Source organism: Pseudomonas sp. OTU750018 (assembly GCF_011636575.1).
Taxonomy (GTDB): Bacteria; Pseudomonadota; Gammaproteobacteria; order Pseudomonadales; family Pseudomonadaceae; genus Aquipseudomonas; species Aquipseudomonas peli.
This window is the reverse complement of record NZ_JAAPAU010000004.1, coordinates 273,135-295,347: the sequence shown is the minus strand read 5'-3', so window position 1 is coordinate 295,347 and position 22,213 is coordinate 273,135. Positions and strand designations below refer to the sequence as shown.

Genomic DNA, 22,213 nt, shown 5'->3' with positions numbered 1-22,213 from the left:
CCGTCACTCGACGGGCCTTTTTGTTTCAACCAACCGCTCAGCTCGCGCTAATCAAGCCTCCACCGCCTCCAGACGCGCCTCAAGCTTTTTGGCCTGATACGCCTTCGCCGCATCATGAAACGCCTGTAGCAATTTGTCGTACTGCGGGTTCTCCCAATAGCGATACTCCGGGTGCCACTGCACGCCCAGCGCAAACGCCTTAGCGCCAGTCACGCTGACCGCCTCGATCTGCCCATCATCACAAACCGCCTCAACCTGCAGACCTTCACCCAACCGATCAATCCCCTGCCCGTGCAGCGAATTAACCATCATTTCGCGATCGCCAATCACTCGATGCAACAAACCGCCTTCGGTCAGAGTGACGTTATGGATCGGGCCGTAGGCCACATCATCCGGTACGTCCTTCACCTCGCGGTGATCAAGGCGCCCTTCAACCTCGTGCACTTCACGGTGCAGGGTGCCGCCAAACAACACGTTCATTTCCTGCATGCCCCGGCAGATGCCGAGGAAGGGAATGCCGCGATCAATACAGGCGCGCAGCAGGCGCAGTACGGTTTCATCACGGGGTTTGTCGGCCAGGCCGAGCCCGGGATGGTCGTCGCCATAGAAGCTGGGGTGCACGTTGGAGAGTGAGCCGCCGAACATGATGCCGCTGACGCTATCCAGCACGGTGTCCATGTCCAGATCATCGCCAAAAGCCGGGATCATGAGCGGGAAGGCACCGAAGCCGGTGACGGCGTGGATGTACTTCTCACCGACCAGGTGAAACCAGCCGATATCACGGCTGGTCAGCTGCCAACGGCATAGGGGAAGGCCAATCATGGGTTTGCTCATTGCAAGGAGTCCTCTTCATAAATAATTGAAGTGGGCTGCCCTTGGGAGAGCGGGCTTACGGGTCAGGAAACCCTGAACCCGCTCACCCAAGGGGTGCCGTAACCTGCGGTCACTGCACCAACGCCGCGCCCGCGCGGCTGGTTTGTTAAGTAAAGCGTGTTGCGGTGCCGCTCCTACGGAATAGTTGCGCCTGTGGGTGAGGCGTTATTCAGGCCAATTGGCTGGCGATGGTCGCGAAAGATCGCCAGCAAGCTGGCTCCTACAGGTCGTCATCCACATCAAAAAAGGAGGCTGATCCTGCGATCAGCCCCCTGGGTGTTACTTAGCCGTTGCTTGGGAAGGCGAACTGCGCCGCCTCATGCGAAGCGCGCTGCGGCCAGCGCTGGGTGATGGCTTTTTTGCGGGTGTAGAAGCGCACACCGTCCGGACCGTAGGCATGCAGGTCGCCGAACAGCGAGCGCTTCCAGCCGCCGAAGCTGTGGTAGCTGACCGGTACCGGCAGCGGTACGTTGACGCCGACCATGCCGACTTCGATTTCGTCGCAGAACAGCCGTGCGGCTTCACCGTCGCGGGTGAAGATGCAGGTGCCGTTGCCGTATTCGTGGTCGTTGATCAGCTGCATGGCCGCTTCCAGGCTGCCGACGCGGACGATGCACAGCACTGGGCCGAAGATTTCGTCGGTGTAGATGGTCATCTCCGGGGTCACCTTGTCGAACAGGGTGCCGCCGACGAAGAAGCCGTTTTCATTGCCTGCCACCACCAGGTCACGACCGTCAACCACCAGGCTTGCGCCCTGGGCCACACCAGCATCGATGTAGCCTTTTACCTTGTCACGCGCCGCGCCGGTAACCAGCGGACCCATGTCCAGGCCGCAGGAGGTGCCGGCACCGATTTTCAGCGCCTTGATTTGCGGCACGATCTTCTCGACCAGTGCATCAGCGATCTGGTCGCCTACGCACACGGCCACGGAGATGGCCATGCAGCGCTCGCCGCAAGAACCGTAAGCGGCGCCCATCAGTGCGCTGACAGCGTTGTCCAGGTCGGCATCGGGCATCAGCACGGCGTGGTTCTTCGCGCCGCCCAGGGCCTGGACGCGCTTACCGCGCTTGGTGCCTTCGCTGTAGATGTATTCGGCAATCGGCGTGGAGCCGACAAAGCTCAGGGCTTTGACTTCTGGCGCTTCGATCAGCGCATCCACCGCTTCCTTGTCGCCGTGCACGACGTTGAGCACGCCTTTCGGCAAACCGGCCTCGATCAGCAGTTGGGCGATATACAGGGTAGAGCTTGGGTCACGCTCGGACGGCTTCAAGATAAAGCAGTTGCCGCAGACGATGGCCAGCGGGTACATCCACAACGGCACCATGGCCGGGAAGTTGAACGGGGTGATGCCGGCCACGACGCCGATTGGCTGCATGTCGCTCCAGGCGTCGATGTTCGGGCCGACGTTGCGGCTATACTCGCCCTTGAGGATTTCCGGGGCGGCGCAGGCGAATTCGACGTTCTCGATACCGCGCTTGAGTTCACCAGCGGCGTCTTCGAGGGTTTTGCCGTGCTCTTCGCTGATCAACTTGGAGATGGTCGCTTCGTGCTGCTCCAGCAGTTGCTTGAAGCGGAACATCACCTGGGCACGCTTGGCTGGCGGGGTGTTGCGCCAGGCCGGGAAGGCGCTCTTGGCCGAGTCGATGGCCAGTTGCATGGTGGCGCGGTCGGCCAGGGCGACTTTCTTGGTAGCCGCGCCGGTGGACGGGTTGAACACGTCAGCGCTGCGGCCGGTACCGGCAGTCAGTTCGCCGTGGATCAGGTGGTTAACGAGGGTCATGGCAATTCCTTAATAACGGATCTTGTTTTTGCAGGAGCCTGGCTGCTGGCTGCTGGCTCCTGCAGGGAATGAGGGGGCGCTTAGTCGAGGCTGTTCAGCACATCACCGACGGCGTTGAACACGGAGTCCAGCTGCTCGGGCTTGGTGTTGAAGGTTGGCCCGAACTGCAGGGTGTCGCCACCGAAGCGCACGTAGAAGCCGGCGTTCCACAGTTTGATACCGGCCTCGAACGGGCGGATCACCGGGTCGCCGTCACGCGGGGCGATCTGGATCGCGCCGGCCAGGCCGCAGTTGCGGATGTCGACTACGTTCTTGCTGCCTTTGAGGCTGTGCAGCTTGTCTTCAAAGATCGGTGCCAGGGCAGCCGATTGCTCGATCAGGTTGTCGCGCTGCAGCAACTCCAGCGTCGCCAGGCCTGCGGCGCACGCCACCGGGTGACCCGAGTAGGTGTAGCCGTGACCGAACTCGACCATGTGCTCAGGGATCGCTTGGTTCATGAAGGTGTTGTAGATCTCGCTGGAAGCGATCACCGCACCCAGTGGAATCGCGCCGTTGGTGACCTGTTTGGCGGTGTTCATGATGTCCGGCACCACGCCGAAGAACTCGGCACCGGTCCACTTGCCCATACGGCCGTAGGCGGTGATCACTTCGTCGAAGATCAGCAGGATGTTGTACTGCGTGCATATCTCACGCAGGCGCTGCAGGTAGCCCACTGGCGGCACGATAACCCCGGCGGAGCCAGACATCGGCTCGACAATCACCGCGGCAATGTTCGAGGCGTCGTGCAGTTCGATCAGTTTCAGCAGCTCGTTGGCCAGCTCAACACCGCCAGTAGCCGCCATGCCCTTGGTGAAGGCCAGGTGCGACTGCAGGGTGTGTGGCAGGTGGTCGGCGTCCATCATCTGGCCGAACATCTTGCGGTTACCGCCAATGCCACCCAGCGAGGTGCCGGCGATGTTCACGCCGTGGTAGCCACGGGCGCGGCCAATAAATTTGGTTTTGCTCGGTTGGCCTTTCAGGCGCCAGTAGGCCTTGGCCATCTTCACTGAGGTGTCGGCGCACTCGGAGCCGGAGTCGGTGTAGAACACGTGATCGAGGCCGGCTGGGGTTAGCTCGGTGATTTTCTCGGCCAGCTGATAGGACAGCGGGTGGCCGTACTGGAAGCCCGGTGCGTAATCCAGGGTGCCCAGCTGCTTGGCCACGGCCTCCTGAATTTCCTTGCGGTTGTGCCCAGCGCCACAGGTCCACAGGCCGGACAGGCTGTCGAATACGCGACGGCCCTTGTCATCGATGAAGTGATTGCCATCGGCGCCGACGATCAAACGCGGGTCGCGCTTGAAGTTGCGGTTGGCGGAAAACGGCATCCAGTGCGCATCCAGCTTGAGCTGGCTGGCCAGGGACGGGACTTCGATCTGCGGCATGTTCATGGTGGCCTCGGTGTGGGCGATTGAAGCGGTAAAGTCGAATCTGTTGCCAGTAAAGGTGCCACGGGCTTAGAGTCAGGAAAACACGACTCTTCTTATCTTTAGTTAAGCGCTCGCTAAACAAAGACCTCACCATGAGCACCTCACCATGAGCACTCGCCGCCCCGACCCATTGGCCCAAGTCAGCGACTTTGATATCCGCCTGCTCAAGCTGTTTCGTAGCGTGGTGGAGTGCGGCGGTTTTTCTGCGGCGGAAAGCGCTTTGGGCATCGGCCGCTCGGCGATAAGCCAGCAGATGAGCGACTTGGAACAACGCCTCGGCCTGCGCCTGTGCCAACGCGGCCGCGCCGGCTTTGCCCTGACCGAAGAAGGCCGCGAGGTCTACCAGAGCACCCAGCAGTTGCTGGCCGCACTGGAGAGCTTTCGCACGGAGGTCAACGGCCTGCACCAGCACCTGCGCGGCGAGCTGAATATCGGCCTGACCGACAACCTGGTGACGGTGCCGCATATGCGCATCACCAATGCCTTGGCGCGATTGAAGGAGCGCGGCCCGGATGTGCATATCCACATCCGCATGACCCCGCCGAGCGAGGTGGAGCAAGGCGTGCTCGACAGCCGCCTGCACATCGGCGTGGTGCCGCAGGTCACGGCGCTGTCCGGGCTGGAATACCAGGCACTGTACGACGAGCGTTCGCTGCTCTACTGCGCGGTCGGCCACCCGCTGTTCTATGTCGATGATCAACAGTTAGAGGATGAGCGGCTGAACGCTCAGGAGGCCATCGCGCCGACCTTCCGCCTACCGCCCGAAGTGCAGAGCCACTACCAGGCGCTCAATTGCACGGCCAGCGCCTCGGACCGCGAAGGCATGGCCTTTCTCATCCTCACCGGACGCTATATCGGTTACCTACCCGATCACTACGCACAGGCCTGGGTGCAGCAAGGCCGCCTACGCGTGCTCAAGCCGGCCAGCCGCTTCTATGACATCAGCCTGGCCTCAGTGACACGCAAAGGCCGCCGCCCGCATCTGGTGCTGGAGAGCTTTCTGGAGGCCCTGGCCGAAGGTTAACAGGCCGCTGCAAAACTACCTGCGTTGGCAATACGGCGTTAAAAACAGGCTCGGAATGCTCATTTACAGCTCGTAAACTCCGCTTCCTCGCCTGTTTTTGCCTTGTCTTGCCTGCCTCGCCTACGTTTTTCAACGGCCTGTTGATCCGCCGCGCTTTGGATCACTGCACAACCTGCTGTTACGCGTCGTTTTTCGCACAAAGACAGTGCACAAGGCCCGGCAAATGGCGCTTAACCAGCTTTTTCTGCCCCTCGCGCTTGTCACCTCGGCGGCTCTGGGTTATCAGTGCAGTCGTCCGAAAACCTGACCACTGCGGAACCGCCCATGACTGTTGAAGTACTTGCGCACCGAGCCGATCCGAACAACAAACCTGCCGGCCGGATTCGGCAGAAAAACGAAGAGGCGATCATCAAGGCCGCCGAGGAAGAGTTCGCCCGCCACGGCTTCAAAGGCACCAGCATGAACACCATCGCGCAGAACGTTGGTCTGCCCAAGGCCAACCTGCATTACTACTTCAGCAACAAGCTGGGGCTGTATCAGGCGGTGCTGGTGAACATCCTTGAGCTGTGGGACAACACCTTCAACAACCTGAGCGTGGACGATGATCCCGCCATCGCGCTGGCCGGTTATATCCGCGCCAAGATGGAGTTTTCCCGCCGCCACCCGAAAGCTTCGCGCATCTACGCCATGGAAGTAATCAGCGGTGGCGAGCACCTCTCGCAGATGCTCAATCAGGATTACCAGGCCTGGTTCCGTGGCCGCGCCGCGGTGTTCGAAGCCTGGAGCGCCGCCGGCAAGATGGACCCGGTGGATCCGGTGCACCTTATCTACCTGCTGTGGGGCAGCACCCAGCATTACGCCGACTTTGCCTCGCAGATCTGCCGCGTCACCGGCCGCTCGCGCCTGGTGAAAGCCGATTACGAAGAAGCCGCCGACCAGCTGATCGCCATCATCCTCAAGGGCTGCGGCCTGACCCCGCCCGCCAAAGACGCCTGATGCCCTTCACCCTGCTCGGCCCTTGCGACTACCGCGAGGAGATTCGCAAAAGCCGCTTTATCGCCCTCGCCGCGCCGGTTGCCAGCGCGGCCGAGGCGCTGGCGTTTATCACTGCGCACAGCGATGCCAGCGCCAGCCACAACTGCTGGGCGTGGAAGGTGGGTGCGCAATACCGTTTTAGTGATGACGGCGAGCCGGGCGGCACCGCCGGCCGGCCGATCCTCGCGGCTATCGAAGCTCAGGAGATGGATCAGGTGGCGGTGCTGGTGATTCGCTTCTACGGCGGCATCCAGCTGGGCACCGGCGGCCTGGCCCGCGCCTATGGCGGCAGCGCCAATAAATGCCTGCAAGCCGCGCCGCGCATCGAATTGGTAGCCCGCGACTCCTATCGCTGCCACTGCCTGTTTGCCGAACTGCCGCTGCTCAAGGCGCGCCTGACGGAACTCGACTGCCTGCTGGAGAACGAAAGCTACGACGCCAGCGGAGCCGAACTGCAGCTGGCCCTCCCCGCGCCACGGGTTGCCGAACTGCAGCGGCTGCTGGCGTATATCAGCCGTGGGCGGATTGAGTTGCGGCCGCTGTAGAGCCTGTCGCGGCTAAAGCCCCTCCCACGATGCACCACAAACCTGTGGGAGGGGCTTTAGCCGCGACTCCCCCCAGGCCAGCACAGCCTTGGCCGCGATGCGCCAAAACGTAACAACCACCGACCGCACGCACCATGCTGACGCAGCCTAGTTGCATGGTTTCTCACCGAGTCATCGGGCAGCCCTGCACAGCGGCTTTTCTGACCCTATGGCCAGCTTTTTGCTTTAGCCAGGGCAGTTGTCATTCCCGAGCCTCTGTCCATGTCCAGTTCCCCTTCTGTTCCACGCTTGCAGCTGAGCGGTATCAGCAAGCGTTACCCCGGCTGCCTGGCCAACGACCGTATCGATCTGAGCATCGCGCCTGGGGAAATCCATGCGCTACTCGGCGAGAACGGTGCCGGCAAAAGCACGCTGATGAAGATCATCTACGGCGTCACCCAACCCGATAGCGGCGAAATTCGCTGGCAGGGCAAACCGCTGAAAATGCGCGACCCGTCCATGGCACGTAGCCTGGGCGTGGGCATGGTGTTCCAGCATTTCTCGCTGTTCGAGACTTTGAGCGTGGCGGAGAACATCGCCTTGGCCATGGGCGCAGCGGCCGGTACGCCGAAGCAGCTGGAACCGAAAATCCGCGAAGTCTCCCAGCGTTACGGCATGGCCCTGGAACCGGGCCGGCTGGTGCACAGCCTGTCCATCGGTGAGCGGCAGCGGGTGGAGATCGTCCGCTGCCTGATGCAGGACATCAAACTCTTGATCCTCGATGAGCCAACCTCGGTGCTCACCCCGCAGGAGGCCGATGAGCTGTTCGTCACCCTGCGCCGCCTGGCTGCCGAGGGCTGCAGCATCCTGTTTATCAGCCACAAGCTCGGCGAGGTGCGCGCCCTGTGCCAGAGCGCCACGGTGCTGCGCGGCGGCAAGGTGTCGGGGCATTGCGTGCCGGCCGAGTGCAGCGACCTGCAACTGGCGCGGCTGATGGTCGGCGACGCCGAAGGCCTGGAAAGCAGCTACCCGAAAGCTTACGGCGGTCTGCCGCGTCTGCGTGTGGATGACCTCAGCTGGCACAACGCCGACCCGTTCGGCTGCACCCTCAGCCAGATCCGCCTGGAAGTGCGCAGCGGCGAGATCGTCGGCATCGCCGGGGTCGCCGGCAATGGTCAGGACGAACTGCTGGCCCTGCTCAGTGGCGAAACCCGCCTGCCGCGCAGCGAGCGCGAACGCATCAGCCTGGACGCTCAACCCATCGCCGACCTGTACCCGGATGCTCGGCGCAAGCTGGGCCTGGCCTTTGTCCCGGCTGAACGGTTGGGTCATGGTGCGGTGCCGGATATGAGCCTGAGTGATAACGCCCTGCTCACCGCTTTCCAGCAGGGTTTGCTGAGCAAGGGACTGGTTCAGCGCGGCAAGGTGCGCGCCCTGGCTGACGAAATCATCCAGCGCTTTGCGGTGAAAACACCGGATGCTGAGACGCCCGCGCGCAGCCTGTCCGGCGGCAATCTGCAGAAATTTATCCTCGGCCGCGAGATTCTGCAGAACCCCAAACTGCTGGTCGCCGCGCACCCGACCTGGGGCGTGGACGTGGGCGCGGCGGCGGCGATTCATCGTGCGCTGATTGCCCTGCGCGATGCCGGCGCGGCGATTCTGGTGATCTCCGAAGACCTCGACGAGCTGTTCCAGATCAGCGACCGCATCGGCGCGCTTTGCAGCGGCAAGCTCTCGCCCCTGGCCGCCACCGCAGAAACCGAAGCCGTAGAAGTCGGCCGTTGGATGGCCGGCGAGTTCGCTCCACTGCCCCCTATCACAAGCCCGCTCGCAGCCCCTGCTGCCCACCTGAGCTGACGGAGTTTTCCATGCTGTTATCCCTCGAACCGCGCGGCCAGCAATCGCGCGCCATGCTCTGGTTGTCGCCGCTGCTCGCCGCCGTGCTGACCCTATGCAGCGGCGCGCTGTTATTCGCCCTGCTCGGCCACGACCCACTGGACACCCTGCACACCCTGCTGATCGCGCCGCTGGCCGACTGGTATGGCGTCTCTGAACTGCTGGTCAAGGCGCTGCCGATTTTGCTCTGCGCTCTCGGCCTGGCTGTGGCCTATCAGGCGCGCATCTGGAACATCGGTGCGGAAGGCCAACTGCTGCTCGGCGCGCTGGCTGGTAGCGCCATGGCGATCCAGATCATCGATTGGGACAGCCGCTGGGCGCTGGTCTGGGTGGTGCTTGCCGGTGTAGCGGCGGGCGCGGCCTGGGGCGGCCTGACTGCTTGGTTGCGTACGCAATTCAATGCCAACGAAATCCTCACCAGCATCATGCTCAACTACATCGCGCTGAACCTGCTGCTGTTCTTCGTACACGGCCCGTTGAAAGACCCGGCCGGTTTCAACTTCCCTGAGTCGGCGATGTTCGGCGATGCCAGCCGCCTGCCGCTGGTGAGTGAAGACGGTCGCCTGCATGCCGGTTTGTATTTCGCCCTGTTGGCGCTGGTGGCGGTGTGGGTGTTGCTGCACAAGAGCTTTCTGGGTTTTCAGATCAAGGTGCTCGGCCTCGACCGCCGCGCAGCCGGTTTTGTCGGTTTTCGCGAAAAACGCCTGGTGTGGTTTGCCCTGCTGGTCAGCGGCGGCCTGGCCGGGCTGGCGGGTGTGGGGGAAGTGGCCGGGCCGATTGGCCAACTGGTGCCGCAAGTATCGCCGGGCTACGGCTACGCGGCGATCACCGTGGCCTTTCTTGGCCGCCTGAATCCGCTCGGCATTGTCTGCGCCAGCCTGTTGATGGCCCTGCTCTACCTGGGCGGCGAGAACGCGCAGATGACCATGAACCTGCCCCAGGCGATCACCCAGCTGTTCCAGGGAATGATGCTGTTCTTCCTGCTCGCCTGCGACGTGCTGATCCTCTATCGGCCACGACTGAAGTGGAAATGGGCGCAGCGCACAACCAACGCCGAAGCAATGGCCTGACAACGTATCTGTAGGAATTCCCGATGGACCTCGACCTGTTAAGCAATATTTTCTACGCCATGGTGCGCACCGGTACGCCGTTGCTGCTGGTGGCGCTGGGTGAACTGATCTGTGAGAAGAGCGGTGTGCTCAACCTCGGCCAGGAAGGCATGATGCTGTTCGGCGCGGTGATCGGTTTTATCGTCGCCCTGAGTACCGGCAACCTGTGGCTCGGCGTGCTGCTGGCGATGAGCGCCGGCATGCTGCTATCGATGCTGTTCGCCGCCGTGGCCCTGGGCTTTAACGCCAATCAGGTGGCCACCGGGCTGGCGCTGACCATCTTCGGCGTCGGCCTGTCGACCTTTGTCGGCGCGGCCTGGGTCGGAAAACCGCTGGCCGGTTTTGAGCCCATTGCCATTCCGCTGCTTAGCGAGATTCCACTGATCGGGCGCATGCTGTTTGCCCAGGACATTCTGGTTTACCTGTCCTTCGCCCTGTTCGGTTTAGTCGCTTGGGTGCTGCTGAAAAGCCGCATCGGTTTGATCATCCAGGCGGTCGGTGAAAACCCCGACGCGGCCAGCGCCATGGGCCTGCCGGTGCTGCGCGTGCGCACCCTGGCAGTGCTGTTTGGTGGCGCCATGGCCGGGTTGGCGGGCGGTTATCTGTCGCTGGCCTATACGCCGATGTGGGCGGAAAACATGACCGCTGGGCGCGGCTGGATCGCCCTGGCGCTGGTGGTATTTGCCAGCTGGCGGGTATTCCGCGTGCTGCTCGGCGCCTACCTGTTCGGCCTGGCCAGCATCATCCATCTGGTGGCCCAGGGCATCGGCTTGTCGATTCCTTCCAACCTGCTGGCGATGCTGCCCTATGTGGCGACCATCCTGGTGCTGGTTCTGCTGTCGCGCGACGCGATCAAGACACGCCTGTTTGCCCCGGTATCACTGGGCAAGCCCTGGCAGCCGGGGCACTGACCCCCACGCACCAGCAGGCAGCACAAGCCGCACCTGACGCACCAGCACAGCACGTCCATAGAACCCCGCTTCGGCGGGGTTCTGCGTTTTTACGCGGCGCGCAGCGCTAATTGTCCAGTTGGTCAGCTTTTTGCAATCCAACTGGCAGCTGTTTAACAAAAACGTACCCACACACATCGGAGTTCCGCCAACCATGTTCGAGAAGAGCAAAAAACCGCTGCTGCGCACCCTCGTTGCCGCCCTTGGCTTTAGCGCCACATTGGGCGCATCTGCCGCCGATCCGTTGAAGGTCGGCTTTGTCTACATTGGTCCGATTGGCGACCACGGCTGGACTTACCAGCATGAGCAAGGCCGTCAGGCGGTGATCAAACAGCTCGGCGACAAGGTTGAAACCAGCTACGTGGAAAACGTCCCTGAAGGTGCGGACGCCGAGCGGGTGATTCGCAACATGGCCAAGGGTGGTTATGACCTGATCTTCACCACCTCCTTCGGCTACATGAACCCGACGCTGAAAGTCGCCAAGCAGTTCCCCAAGCTGACCTTCGAGCACGCCACCGGCTACAAGCAGGACAAGAACCTCGGCACCTACCTGTCGCGCTCTTATGAGGGCCGTTATGTCGGCGGCTTCCTCGCGGCGAAGATGACCAAGACCAAGAAAGTCGGCTATGTCGCCTCCTTCCCGATCCCGGAAGTCATCCGCGATATCAACGCCATCCAGCTGGCTTTGGACAAGTACAACCCCGGCACCGAGATCAAGGTGGTGTGGGTCAACTCCTGGTTCGATCCGGGCAAGGAATCCGATGCGGCCAACGCGCTGATCGACCAGGGTGTCGACGTGGTGTTCCAGCACACCGACAGCCCTGCGCCGATCCAGACCGCCGAACGTCGCGGCGTCTATTCCGTGGGCTACGCCTCGGACATGGCGCACTTCGGGCCGAAGGCCGTACTGACCTCGATCGTCAACGACTGGGGCCCGCACTACGTCAAATCCACCCAAGCTGTGATCGACGGCAAGTGGGCACCACAGGATTTCTGGGGCGGCCTGGCTGAAGACACCATTCGCCTGCCGATCAGCGACCTGGTGCCGGCGGATGTGAAAACCGAAGCCGAGCAGATCATCGCCGACATCAAGAGCGGCGCCTTCCACCCGTTCACCGGCCCGATCAAGGACCAGAGCGGCGTAGAAAAAATCCCGGCCGGCGTCGCCGCGACCAACGCCGAACTGGCCTCGATGAACTACTACGTGGAAAACGTAAAGGCTGAACTGCCGAAGTAAGTCATAACCCAGATGCCGTCCCTGCCTCACTGGCAGAACCGCATCACAGGGCGCCCTATAAATAGAGGCGCCCTTTTTCGCTGCTTGGAGCCTGTCGGGCTCAACCGTTCGTCGCGAGGAAAGGCCGGTTTGAGGCAGTTTTGCGGCTTTACCGAGGCGGATGGCCGCCCCACGAATAGCGCGCTATTTAACGAGGGAAAGCCACAAAAGTGGCCAAATCCGGATTTTCCGCAGCAGAACAGTGTTGAGTTCGACAGGCTCCTTAGTACGAGAAGACTCGCAGCACCGCCCCACCCGGAGCCTCTATGAGCACCCTACCGATTATCGATATCGCCGCGCTTTACTCAGCCGATCCATCCGCCTGGCCCGCCGTGGCTGAGCAGATTGACCGCGCCTGCCGCGAGTGGGGTTTCTTCTACATCACCGGCCACCCGATCAGCCCGGCGCGTATCGCCGAATTGCTGAGCGCCGCCAGGACCTTCTTCGCCCTGCCGGCTGCAGAAAAGCTCAAGATAGACATCACCCAGACCGCCCATCACCGTGGCTACGGCGCGATTGCCACCGAGCAGCTCGACCCGAGCAAACCGAGCGATCTCAAGGAAACCTTCGATATGGGTTTCCATATTGACCTCAATCACCCCGAGGTGCTGGCCGGCAAACCGCTGCGCGGGGCCAATCGGCATCCCGACCTGCCCGGTTGGGAAACACTGATGGAACAGCACTACGCCGATATGCAGGCGCTGGCGCAAACCCTGCTGCGCGCCATGACGATTGCCCTGGATATCGACCGCGACTTTTTCGACACGCGTTTTCATGAGCCGATCAGCGTGCTACGGATGATCCACTACCCGCCGCGCCACACCGCCAGTAGTGCCGAACAGCAAGGCGCGGGTGAACACACCGATTACGGTTGCATCACCCTGCTCTACCAAGACGACGCCGGCGGCCTGCAGGTGCGCCACCGCGATGGCCAGTGGATCGACGCGCCGCCGCTTACCGGCAGCTTTGTGGTGAACATCGGCGACATGCTGGCGCGCTGGAGCAACGACCGTTACACCTCCACCCCGCACCGGGTCATCAGCCCGCTGGGAGTGGATCGCTACTCCATGCCGTTCTTCGCCGAACCGCACCCGGATACCGAAATCAGCTGCCTACCGAACTGCTCGGACGCCGGCAACCTACCCAAGTATCCGTCAGTAACCAGCGCCGAATACCTACTCTCGCGCTTTGCTGACACCTACGCTTACAGGCGTGAAGAACAGACGGGCGCATAACACCGCCCGCGCCCCGGAGGAACGGCCTTGGCCACGAGCGCGTTGCGCGGTCAAGGCGATTTAGCGCCCGGCTGATTCGGCGAAATCCTGTCCTTACGGTTAAACTTTGTCGCGACCACGCCTGATAACGAGATCTGACCATGTACGACTGGCTCAATGCCCTGCCTAAGGCCGAACTGCACCTGCACATTGAGGGCTCGCTGGAGCCCGAGTTGCTGTTTGCCCTGGCCGAGCGCAACAAGATTGCCCTGCCCTGGAACGACGTTGAAGCGCTGCGCAGCGCCTACGCGTTCAACAACCTGCAGGAGTTTCTCGACCTGTATTACGCCGGGGCCGACGTGCTGCGCACTGAGCAGGATTTCTACGACCTGACCTGGGCCTACCTGCAAAAGTGCAAGGCGCAGAACGTCATCCACACCGAGCCATTCTTCGACCCACAGACCCACACCGACCGGGGCATTCCCTTTGAAGTGGTGCTGCGCGGCATCAAGCAGGCGCTGGTCGATGGCGAAAAGCAGCTGGGCATCAGCCACGGTTTGATCCTGAGTTTTCTGCGACATCTGCCCGAAGAAGAAGCGTTCAAAACCCTGGAACAGGCCAGACCGTTCCGCGATGCGTTTATCGCCGTCGGTTTGGACAGCTCGGAGATGGGCCACCCGCCGAGCAAGTTCCAGCGGGTGTTCGACAAAGCGCGCAGTGAGGGCTATCTGACCGTCGCCCACGCCGGCGAGGAAGGCCCGCCCGAATACATCTGGGAAGCGCTGGACCTGCTGAAGATCGAGCGTATCGACCACGGCGTACGCGCCATCGAAGACGAGCGGCTGATGCAGCGGATTATCGACGAGCAGATCCCGCTGACCGTCTGTCCGCTATCGAACACCAAGCTTTGCGTGTTCGACGATATGCGCCAGCACAACATCCTGCAGATGCTCGAACGCGGCGTGAAGGTGACGGTGAACTCCGACGACCCGGCCTACTTCGGCGGCTACGTCACGGAAAACTTCGCCGCCCTGCACGACAGCCTGGGCATGACCCAGGAGCAGGCACAACGCCTGGCGCAGAACAGCCTGGATGCAAGATTGGTTTAGGCAAAAGCATCGCGGCTAAAGCCCCTCCCACAGAGCGTATGAACTGTGGAGGGGCTTTAGCCGCGACAGATAAACACTCAGTGATCGAGCTTGCGCCGCTTGCCGGTGACCATCGACAGCGGCAGGTTTTCCTTCAGGCGGTAGCTTTCAAACAGCGCCGCCGCGATGTGCAGGCCCACCAGGGCCATCAGCCCATCGGCGCAGAATTCATGGAGTTCCAGCGGTAAATCAGCGCCCCAGAAGTAATCGACCTCCTCCATCAGAAAGCCGGTCACACCCAGGCCGAGCATCAACAGCATCATGCCGATCATCACCAAGCCGCCCAGCGGGGAATGCCCCATGCGGTGGTAATCACGCCCGCTGAGCAATGCCCGCAGGTGTTCGGCCAGGCGCGCCCGGGTCGGCCAAAAGTCCGCCCAGCGCGCAGCCGGTGAGCCGATAAAACCCCACACTAGGCGGATCGCCAGCCAGGCCACGGCGTAGTAACCGAACCAGCGGTGCCAGTTCTCGCCCTCTTCGGTGAAGAAGTAATTGGCCAGGAAAGCGCTCGCCAGAGACCAATGGAACAACCTGACCAGCGGGTCCCAGAGGCGTGTGGTGGCGTTGTTCATCAGTCTTCAACGCCGCCTTTGATGACCTTGCCGCTGACCGGATCGAAGTAGATTTCGACCTTCTGGCCTTCTTTGTTGAAGCCGTAGATTTCGTAGCAGTTGCCACCGGTCACTTTGAACTTCTTGATCTCGTAGCCCTGGGCTTTGAGGTCGGCCTGGAATTTGTCCTGGTCCTGCCACTGCGCCTTATCGGCGGTGGTGCATTGGGTGGCGGCGAAGGTCAGCGGGCTGGCCAGAACCAGAGACAGCAGAAGCAGTTTGCGCATGGTGAAGTCCTCGTGATGCAGGGGAAGGTGTGTGTCTGCGGGGACTACTGTCGCGCGGCAAGCTTAAGGCTGTATTAGGAAACGCAAAGGGCCCATCAAATGATGAGCCCTTTGCCAACACGCCAGATCTATCAGGATCAGAAGTCGTAATCGACCTTGGCCCACAACGTCCGGCCTGGCTCGTCGATCCGGGTATCAGCCGGGAAGCCGAAACCGGAATCACCGCCCAGATTCAGGTGCTCGGCGTATTGCTTGTCGAGCAGGTTATCCACGCCGGCGCTGAGTTTGACCTGCTTGGTCACACGGTAAGCACCGTTGAGCGAGAGCACGCCGAAGCCGGCGCTGTCGCTGAAGTCCTGCCCCACCACGTTACCGCGCCCGTCCGCAATGCGGCCCTGGCCATCAACCACCCGCCACAGGGCGCCAACGCTCCAGTCGTCACGCTGATAGGTCAGCCCCAGGCGCGCTTCCAGCGGCGGCATCTGCGGCAGCGCTTCGCCATCGGAGCTGTTTTTGCCCCAGGCATAAGCCAGAGTGGCATCGGTCTTCCAGTTGGTCGTCAGGTCATAGGCCACACCCAGCTCGCCGCCCATGATGCGCGCATCGATGTTGTCGGCCTGGGTGCTCATGCCGCGGTAGTCAAACAGGATGTAGTCACGCACCTGACCGACATAGGCCGAGGCCCAGGCCTGCAGGGCGTCGCCCTTGTACTGAATACCGACATCCAGCTGGGTGGTCTTCTCCGGCTTGATGCCGTCGAAGGCGTTGTCCGCACCAGCCGGGCCATTGAGGCCGGCGGAGAACAGCTCCCAATAATCGGGGAAGCGCTGCACGTGACCGATACCGGCATAGACGGTGGTCGGCGAGCCGGACAGGTCGTGCTCGTAGCGCACAAAGCCACTCGGCAAGGTATCAGCGCGCGTCTCACCCGCCGTTGGGTTGGGCCGCGGCATACCCATCATGCTGCGAAAACTCTGCCGATAGTCCTTGGCCGAAGCACGGTCCAGGCGCGCGCCGGAGACCAGTCGATCACGCTCGGCCAGGCGCCAGGTGGACTCGGCGAACACACCGTAGTTGTGCATCAGCGCGTCCTTGTCCCAGGGGAAACGATCGGCGTCGGTGTAGTTACCCATCATGCTCAGGGTGGAGCTGCGCTGGCGGTGCTCACTGCGCTGGGCATCGACGCCGGTGATCAGCTCGACATCCTCCCACGCCCAGGTGGCGGCCAGGCGTGCACCCAGGGTGCGGCGGTCAACCTGGGCGGCCATCGGGCCACTCATCATGCTGGTCGGGTCGGGCATGCGCAGGCGGAAGTTGTCCATGATGTGGTCGGCGTAGTTGTAGTAGACCTTGGCCTCGACCTTATCCAGCACGCCACCAAGGTTGCTGCGTTCCACGCGCAGGCCAAGGCTTTCGCGCTTGAACTGGGTGCCGTCCATGCTGCGGCCGCCATAGCGCGCTTCGCCATCACCTTTGCCGGCGGTGAGTTCGATCAGCGTATCGTCATCCGGCGTCCAGCCCAGGGCCACGTCGCCGTTCCATTTATCCCAGCGCGAGGGGATGGTGTCGCCGTTACCGTTGTCGTAATCGTCCGAATGCGAGCGGTTGCCAGTCACCCGCAGGTAGCCCTGCTCGCCGCCCAAAGCGCCATCAAGGGTCTGGTCGAAACGGCCGTTGGAGCCCGCCAGCACGCTGGCATGCAGCCGCGCACCCAGCTCACCGAAACGCTCCGGCTCACGGTCGAAACGCACCACACCGGCCGAGGCACCTGGGCCCCAAATCACCGTTTGCGGGCCCTTGGTCACGGTCAGCAGGTCAAAGGTTTCCGGCGAAATGTATGAGCTGGGTGCATCCATCCGTCCTGGGCAGGCACCGAGCATCTGCCCGCCGTCGGTGAGCAGCAATAAGCGCGAACCGAACATGCCGCGCAGCACGGGATCACTGTTGCTGCCGCCGCTGCGAATCGCGGAGAAACCGGGAATGGTCTTCAGGTAATCGGCGGCGTCACTGGCCGGCACCGGCTGGCGCGGGTCCTTGGGGTCGGCCACCACAGTCAATGGCGAGCTTTGCTGCACGGCGGTGACCACCGTTGGCGGCAATTGCAGCGCGTGGTGTTCCGGGTCGTGTTCGGTGGTTTGCGCGGCATGCGCCTGAGTGGCCAATAGCAGGCCGATACATAGCGGCGCCAGACGGAAAGGTGCAGCGCTGATCAAAAGCGAACGAGTAGACATGAGTATTCCAGAATCGAGACAAAACCAGGGAATGGCCAGCACCGCTTATGCGGCACCAGCAACAGGGCAATGGCGATCAGGAATAGGCAGGCGGTGCGCGGCTGCGCGAACCGGGGAAAATAGCTGAGCGGGCAACGCCGCTGCGTACCGGCGCACTATGCCGATCCGCAGGCGCAACGGCCGTCAGGGCTAGCGTTGGACTGACACAACCGGTGGCAGGGCTGTTGAGCAACAGGGTGCAATAGCCGCACTTGGCCCACAACGCGTCGTGATCCAGCGGGTTGTCATGGCTACCGACATGCTCCCCGCAGGCCAATTCCGTCAGCCAGGCCGGTGCAGCCGGTGCAGCCGGTGCAGTGAGCTGCGACAGCAACGGCCCGACACTGAGCAACAGCATGGCCAACAGGGCCAGCCAGCTTGCGCGGTAATCGGCGGTGAAGGAGCGATTGCGGGGCATCACGACAACTCAAGAATCCTGCGCCGAGTATGACCGAGGGTCGGCGTAGAACAGCTGATGCAAATCAATGGTGCATGGATCCTGAGCAGGTCCCAGCATAAGCGGCGCAGACCAGCGAGATAGGCTTGCCCACACAAGCAAGCAGCATAGCGTCCTGTGACAAACAGCGGCTGCCACAGGACCAGCAGCGGGTTACCTGACCTTACTTGGACATCCAGTCAATCACGGCCTTGTAGTCCTCAGCCGTACAATCCATGCACAAACCACGCGCCGGCATGGCATTGAAGCCCTCGGTCACGTGCTTGACCAAGGTATCCGTGCCCTGAGCCAGGCGCGGCTGCCAGGCAGCGGCATCGCCTTTCTTCGGCGCGGTTGGCAACTGACCGTTATGGCACATGCCGCAGGAGCGGTTGAACACCGCCTCCGGATCCTGCGCAGCCTGTACCGAGCCCATCGACAGCAGGGCAAACGTCAGCACAACAACTTCCTTCATATTAAGACCTCATCGGTTTATGTGTTGTTATAGGTATCTGGCAGATAAAGCCGATCACCCTCAACCAGGCTGTAGGCATCTTGCGAATGGGGGTGGAAAAGAGGGCTCTCCCCTGAGGGAGAGCCGGTTACCGAGCCTTGGCCGATAAAGAGACCTTCGGGCTTAACCGTGGATGCCCAGACAAGGCAAATTCCTACCCGAAGTCGGCCCATCCTATGGGCAGCCTGACACCGCCTCAACTGCGACAACCCGCCACAGCCGTTCGCCATCACTCAGGGGGCTGGCACCTGGGCCAACCTGCGTCAGGCTGTCGCAGCGCTTATTCAGGAATCCGCAACCAACGGCGAAAACCCGCAACGCCGCTGCGACTTAACGGAGACCAGGCAAAGTCGAACCGTGCCGGCGGCAGCACCTGAATATCACCGCCCTGTGCAGCCCCACCGACCTTCCAATCCACCAGTGTCATCGGCTGAACAGAACAGGCCAACAGGATGCCCTGCGCCGAACTGGCATCACTGTTGACCCAGCGCGCTGCAGCAGCTGAAAGCAGACTCTCCACCTGTTCAGCGGTGACGTGGGGGGCATACTCAGACAGCAACAGCCAGCGGCAAACGCTGATATGAAAAGTCCAGTCCTGCGCGGGTTGGCGGCGGTAGGCCCAGACCATAAAACGCCGGAACAGGTTTAGCCCTTCCGGCGGATCAAGCTTGAGCAGTGAAGGGCACAGGTCATACAGCAGGTGCCAGTACGGCAGCAACTTGGCATCCAGCGCGATGAACGAGCGCGCGTTGCTCGGGTAATCCGGGAAGATCCGTTCGTTGGCGATACGCCTGTGCACAGGCAACGCCCGACTTTTGGATGAATGCATGATTCACGCTCCTTGCCATACAGGGTTACTGGCCGCGCAGGGCCAGTAACACGCAGTGATGGAGCTCACTGAGGCTCCACTCGATCATCTCAATCGAGTGCAACAGGCGGGGCGCGTGATTGTGCTGCGGGGAAACGCATCGCCAACGCAGGCCACAGCCAACGCAACGACTGTGGACCCAGGCGCAGCACAGCGATATTGAAATAGCCCCAATCCAGGCTACCCAGGGCTGGGCTGTTGATCAGTAACGAGCAATAACCGCATGCATCCAGCTTGAACTTCTGCGGCAAATCATCCGGCATGGCTGGCGATGCTGCTTGCGCCAGGCCTTCATGGCAGGCCAGTTCGGTTAACCACGACCAATCTTGCGACTCCGCGCGAGACTGGGAAAAGAGCGGTGCGAGGACAATCAGGGCGAGCGCCAGCACGCCGAGCGCGGCCCCCAGCCGATGCCCTCGCAACGCGCTTATCATCAGTGCTGGTGCTGACCTTCACCGTGCGCACTGCCCTCAGGCGCATCCTTGTGCACGGCGATCTCCACCTCAACGGTGCCGGCCTTCTCGAAGGTCAGGGTCAGCGGGAAGCGCTCGCCGTCCTTGGCCTGCTGCTTCAGGTTGAACAGCATGACGTGGTAGCCCATCGGTTCGAACTTCACTTCACCACCGGCAGGAATCGCCACGTTCTGTACCTGCTGCATCTTCATCAGGCCATCGGCGTGAATATGCTCGTGCAGCTCGGCTTTGCCCGCCACCGGGGTGCTGGCACTGAGCAGGCGGTCGGCTTCGCTGCCCTTGTTGTGCACCACGAAGTAGGCTGCAGCGGTGGGTGCTACGGCCGGCATTTCCCGCGACCAGGGGTGTTCGATATGCAGCTCGCCAGCGGTGTATTCGTGGGCCTGGACCAGCAGTGCCGGTAGCAACAGGGAAAGACCAAGCAGAGTTTTCTTCAGCATCATGGGTATTGCCTCCTTGTAGGAAAACGAACGTCAGAAATCCAGGGTCAAACCAGCATACAACGCACGGCCATCGCCGGGGGCATGCAGGGAATCCAGCGCGCCATCGGGGTCATACCAGACGTACTCGTAGTAGCGGTTGGTGACGTTTTTCAGTTGCATGTCCACGCTAACACTCTCGCTCAGGCGGTACTCCGCACCGAGGTTGAGCAGGGTGTAGCCGCCATATTGACCGGTGCTGTTGGTGCGCTCCAGGTAGTAGTCGCTCTGGCCGTTGACCCAGGCGCTGAACTTGAGCTTTTCACTGGCCTGATAATCCCCGCCCAAGGCATACAGGTGATGCGGTACGTGGTCCATTTCCTTGCCCTTGCTGGCCGGCAAGCGTGGGCCCGGCGTGAGGATTTCCGAGAACTGCCGTGAATAGGAGAACCACACGCGCGCCAGGTCGTTGGGGTACAGATTGAGCTGCACGTCATAACCGCGGCGCAGGGTTTCACCGACGTTCTCGGTATCCCCGGACGGTGCATTGAGCCGGCGCTGTACTTCATCGGTGGCGTGCTGTTCCCAATACGCCACGCGGCCATCGAGCCAGGTCACCGGGTTGAACTTGATGCCGGTTTCCCAGCCTTCGTTGATCGACGGTTTCAGGTCATCCTGCAAGCTGGCCAGTTTGTAGGCACCCGAACCGACACCGATCTGGAAGGTACGTCCCCAGTTGGCGTAAAAGCTGGCCGTCTGCCAGGGGGAATAGACCAGGCTGAATTTGGGCTGATTGATGGTGCCAAAGTCATTAACGCTGGCATGCTCGCCAGTCAGCTGATCCTGATAGTCGCCCTCGACGCGATCCACCCGGTAGGCCGGAATGAGCTTGAGGGTTTCCCAGGGTTCGATCACCGCCTGCACGTAGACGCCCGTGGTGGTCAGATCGAACACCTGGTCGCGAGTTTGCGCGGTGCGCACACGGCTGACCGTCCGATAACGCTCACTGATCACCTCCTGACGCTGGATATCGGCGCCACCTTCCAGAGCGAAGTCATGCAGCCCCGGTACATCAGGACGCCAGGTCAGGCTGCTGAGGGCGCCGTACTGGTCCTCGTCGTTGAAGCGTTCCTGCTGCGCGGAGGTGATCCAGTACTTGGTCCAACGACGGTCTTCAAACCGGTTGTAGTAGGCCTTGCTCGACCAGGCGAGGTCGTCGGCCAGCTCGGTATCCAGATGCAGGCTGAGCGAATCCATGCTGCGCTCGCCCTTGTCCGTCGCGTTGTTCAGGTACGACTGACGCGGGTCATCATGGGCATCGGCTTTGGTCAGGTAACCGGCTTCCAGGGCATCGGCTTCGTAATGTCGTGCGATCAGACCAGCGCGCCAACCGGCGTCAGCGGTATAGAACCATTTGCCGGCGAAGCTCTGCCGCTCGGCATCGGCATGATCGCGGTAACCGCCGCTCTTCTGGTAAGCGACGAAGTAGTTCTGCGACCAATTACCACTTTCGATGCCCTTCACCAACTGCAGTTCTTGCGTGTCGAAACTGCCGCTGCGCAGGCGCAATTTGCCCTCGTTGCCGCCTTGCAAGGTGTTGATGCTGGCATTGCCGGCAATGTTGTGCAGGCCGTAGCGCGGGTCGTTGGTGCCGCGCACCACTTCGATATCTTCGATATCCAGCGGGTAGACCATGTCGATAAACGGCATATTGCCGTCGTTGGTGTTGCTTGGGATGCCATCAATCAGCAGCTTGACCGCGTTGACTTCACCCTCGCCATTGAAGCCGCGAAACGACAGCTTGCCGGAGGTGGTGCCCTGATTGAACTGAGTCAGCATGACCCCTGGCACACGGTTGAACAGCTCCCAGCTGTATTGCACCGGCTGTTTTTCCAGCACGTCACGGCCGACATAATCCACCGAGCTGAGAATGTTGTAGCTGGACAGCGGGCCCTTCTCCTCGCCCGTCACCGTGACGCTGCCCAGCGCCAGGGTGCTGTCGGCAAGCACGGGTAAGGTTTGAACACTCAGCGCAATCGCGCTCGTGGCCAACAACAGGCTGAGTGGTTTTAGCTGAAACTGCATGTGCGTTCATTCCTG

General features: G+C 61.7%; 21 protein-coding genes. 9 read left to right on the top strand and 12 right to left on the bottom strand.

From position 1 onward, the window contains the following. Positions 1 to 51 precede the first annotated feature (51 nt). The 3 genes from HCI85_RS20065 to HCI85_RS20055 all read right to left on the bottom strand — a co-directional run bounded on the left by HCI85_RS20065 (position 52) and on the right by HCI85_RS20055 (position 4,080). Complete coding sequence (locus tag HCI85_RS20065) at positions 52 to 822, bottom strand: gamma-glutamyl-gamma-aminobutyrate hydrolase family protein (RefSeq protein ID WP_446730800.1); 771 nt, start codon at positions 820 to 822, stop codon at positions 52 to 54. A gap of 334 nt (positions 823 to 1,156) precedes the next feature. Beyond that, positions 1,157 to 2,653, bottom strand: coding sequence for a CoA-acylating methylmalonate-semialdehyde dehydrogenase (locus HCI85_RS20060; RefSeq protein ID WP_167147564.1), 1,497 nt, complete (start codon positions 2,651 to 2,653; stop codon positions 1,157 to 1,159). An 80-nt stretch (positions 2,654 to 2,733) separates the two neighbouring features. After that, on the bottom strand, positions 2,734 to 4,080 hold the full coding sequence (locus HCI85_RS20055) for an aspartate aminotransferase family protein (protein ID WP_167147561.1): 1,347 nt from the start codon (positions 4,078 to 4,080) through the stop codon (positions 2,734 to 2,736). 145 nt (positions 4,081 to 4,225) lie between these two features. Here HCI85_RS20055 and HCI85_RS20050 point away from each other — a divergent pair, with 145 nt between their 5' ends. The 9 genes from HCI85_RS20050 (at position 4,226) to HCI85_RS20010 (ending at position 14,256) form a co-directional block, all read left to right on the top strand. After that, the gene (locus tag HCI85_RS20050) at positions 4,226 to 5,143 is read left to right on the top strand and encodes a LysR family transcriptional regulator (protein WP_167147558.1); all 918 of its coding nucleotides are present in this window, start codon (positions 4,226 to 4,228) and stop codon (positions 5,141 to 5,143) included. A 324-nt stretch (positions 5,144 to 5,467) separates the two neighbouring features. Next, positions 5,468 to 6,139, top strand: a complete 672-nt coding sequence (locus HCI85_RS20045) for a TetR/AcrR family transcriptional regulator (protein WP_167147555.1) — start codon at positions 5,468 to 5,470, stop codon at positions 6,137 to 6,139. Further along, a complete protein-coding gene (locus HCI85_RS20040; RefSeq protein WP_167147552.1) occupies positions 6,139 to 6,723 on the top strand; it encodes an IMPACT family protein in 585 nt (194 codons plus the stop codon). The genes HCI85_RS20045 and HCI85_RS20040 overlap by 1 nt, the downstream gene beginning before the upstream one ends. A gap of 261 nt (positions 6,724 to 6,984) precedes the next feature. Continuing rightward, positions 6,985 to 8,559 (top strand): ABC transporter ATP-binding protein, encoded by a 1,575-nt coding sequence (locus HCI85_RS20035; protein ID WP_446730799.1) that lies wholly within the window; start codon positions 6,985 to 6,987, stop codon positions 8,557 to 8,559. Positions 8,560 to 8,570: 11 nt separating this feature from the next. Continuing rightward, positions 8,571 to 9,668, top strand: a complete 1,098-nt coding sequence (locus HCI85_RS20030) for an ABC transporter permease (RefSeq protein ID WP_167147549.1) — start codon at positions 8,571 to 8,573, stop codon at positions 9,666 to 9,668. 23 nt (positions 9,669 to 9,691) lie between these two features. Then, the gene (locus HCI85_RS20025; RefSeq protein WP_090255394.1) at positions 9,692 to 10,618 is read left to right on the top strand and encodes an ABC transporter permease; all 927 of its coding nucleotides are present in this window, start codon (positions 9,692 to 9,694) and stop codon (positions 10,616 to 10,618) included. Positions 10,619 to 10,811: 193 nt separating this feature from the next. After that, positions 10,812 to 11,894, top strand: coding sequence for a BMP family ABC transporter substrate-binding protein (locus HCI85_RS20020; protein ID WP_090255395.1), 1,083 nt, complete (start codon positions 10,812 to 10,814; stop codon positions 11,892 to 11,894). A gap of 305 nt (positions 11,895 to 12,199) precedes the next feature. After that, a complete protein-coding gene (locus tag HCI85_RS20015; protein ID WP_167147546.1) occupies positions 12,200 to 13,168 on the top strand; it encodes a 2-oxoglutarate and iron-dependent oxygenase domain-containing protein in 969 nt (322 codons plus the stop codon). Positions 13,169 to 13,308: 140 nt separating this feature from the next. Continuing rightward, a complete protein-coding gene (locus HCI85_RS20010; protein ID WP_167147542.1) occupies positions 13,309 to 14,256 on the top strand; it encodes an adenosine deaminase in 948 nt (315 codons plus the stop codon). A 77-nt stretch (positions 14,257 to 14,333) separates the two neighbouring features. Here HCI85_RS20010 and HCI85_RS20005 read toward each other — a convergent pair whose 3' ends face one another. The 9 genes from HCI85_RS20005 to HCI85_RS19965 form a co-directional block, all read right to left on the bottom strand. Then, entirely contained in the window at positions 14,334 to 14,867 is a 534-nt protein-coding gene (locus HCI85_RS20005) for a cytochrome b/b6 domain-containing protein (RefSeq protein WP_167147538.1), read from the bottom strand. After that, positions 14,867 to 15,133: a PepSY domain-containing protein gene (locus tag HCI85_RS20000; RefSeq protein WP_090255403.1), complete on the bottom strand. Its 267-nt coding sequence runs from the start codon at positions 15,131 to 15,133 to the stop codon at positions 14,867 to 14,869. Before HCI85_RS20000 ends, HCI85_RS20005 begins: the two co-directional genes overlap by 1 nt. A gap of 137 nt (positions 15,134 to 15,270) precedes the next feature. Continuing rightward, a complete protein-coding gene (locus HCI85_RS19995; RefSeq protein ID WP_167147534.1) occupies positions 15,271 to 17,364 on the bottom strand; it encodes a TonB-dependent copper receptor in 2,094 nt (697 codons plus the stop codon). A gap of 76 nt (positions 17,365 to 17,440) precedes the next feature. Continuing rightward, positions 17,441 to 17,821 (bottom strand): DUF2946 domain-containing protein, encoded by a 381-nt coding sequence (locus HCI85_RS19990; protein WP_167147529.1) that lies wholly within the window; start codon positions 17,819 to 17,821, stop codon positions 17,441 to 17,443. 202 nt (positions 17,822 to 18,023) lie between these two features. Then, a complete protein-coding gene (locus HCI85_RS19985) occupies positions 18,024 to 18,314 on the bottom strand; it encodes a c-type cytochrome (RefSeq protein ID WP_167147526.1) in 291 nt (96 codons plus the stop codon). A 319-nt stretch (positions 18,315 to 18,633) separates the two neighbouring features. Then, complete coding sequence (locus HCI85_RS19980; protein WP_167147522.1) at positions 18,634 to 19,182, bottom strand: putative natural product biosynthesis protein; 549 nt, start codon at positions 19,180 to 19,182, stop codon at positions 18,634 to 18,636. 89 nt (positions 19,183 to 19,271) lie between these two features. Next, complete coding sequence (locus tag HCI85_RS19975) at positions 19,272 to 19,655, bottom strand: DUF2946 domain-containing protein (protein ID WP_167147519.1); 384 nt, start codon at positions 19,653 to 19,655, stop codon at positions 19,272 to 19,274. Beyond that, positions 19,655 to 20,137, bottom strand: coding sequence for a copper chaperone PCu(A)C (locus HCI85_RS19970; RefSeq protein ID WP_167147516.1), 483 nt, complete (start codon positions 20,135 to 20,137; stop codon positions 19,655 to 19,657). The genes HCI85_RS19975 and HCI85_RS19970 overlap by 1 nt, the downstream gene beginning before the upstream one ends. A gap of 30 nt (positions 20,138 to 20,167) precedes the next feature. Next, positions 20,168 to 22,198, bottom strand: coding sequence for a TonB-dependent receptor (locus HCI85_RS19965; protein ID WP_167147513.1), 2,031 nt, complete (start codon positions 22,196 to 22,198; stop codon positions 20,168 to 20,170). Positions 22,199 to 22,213: the final 15 nt, after the last annotated feature.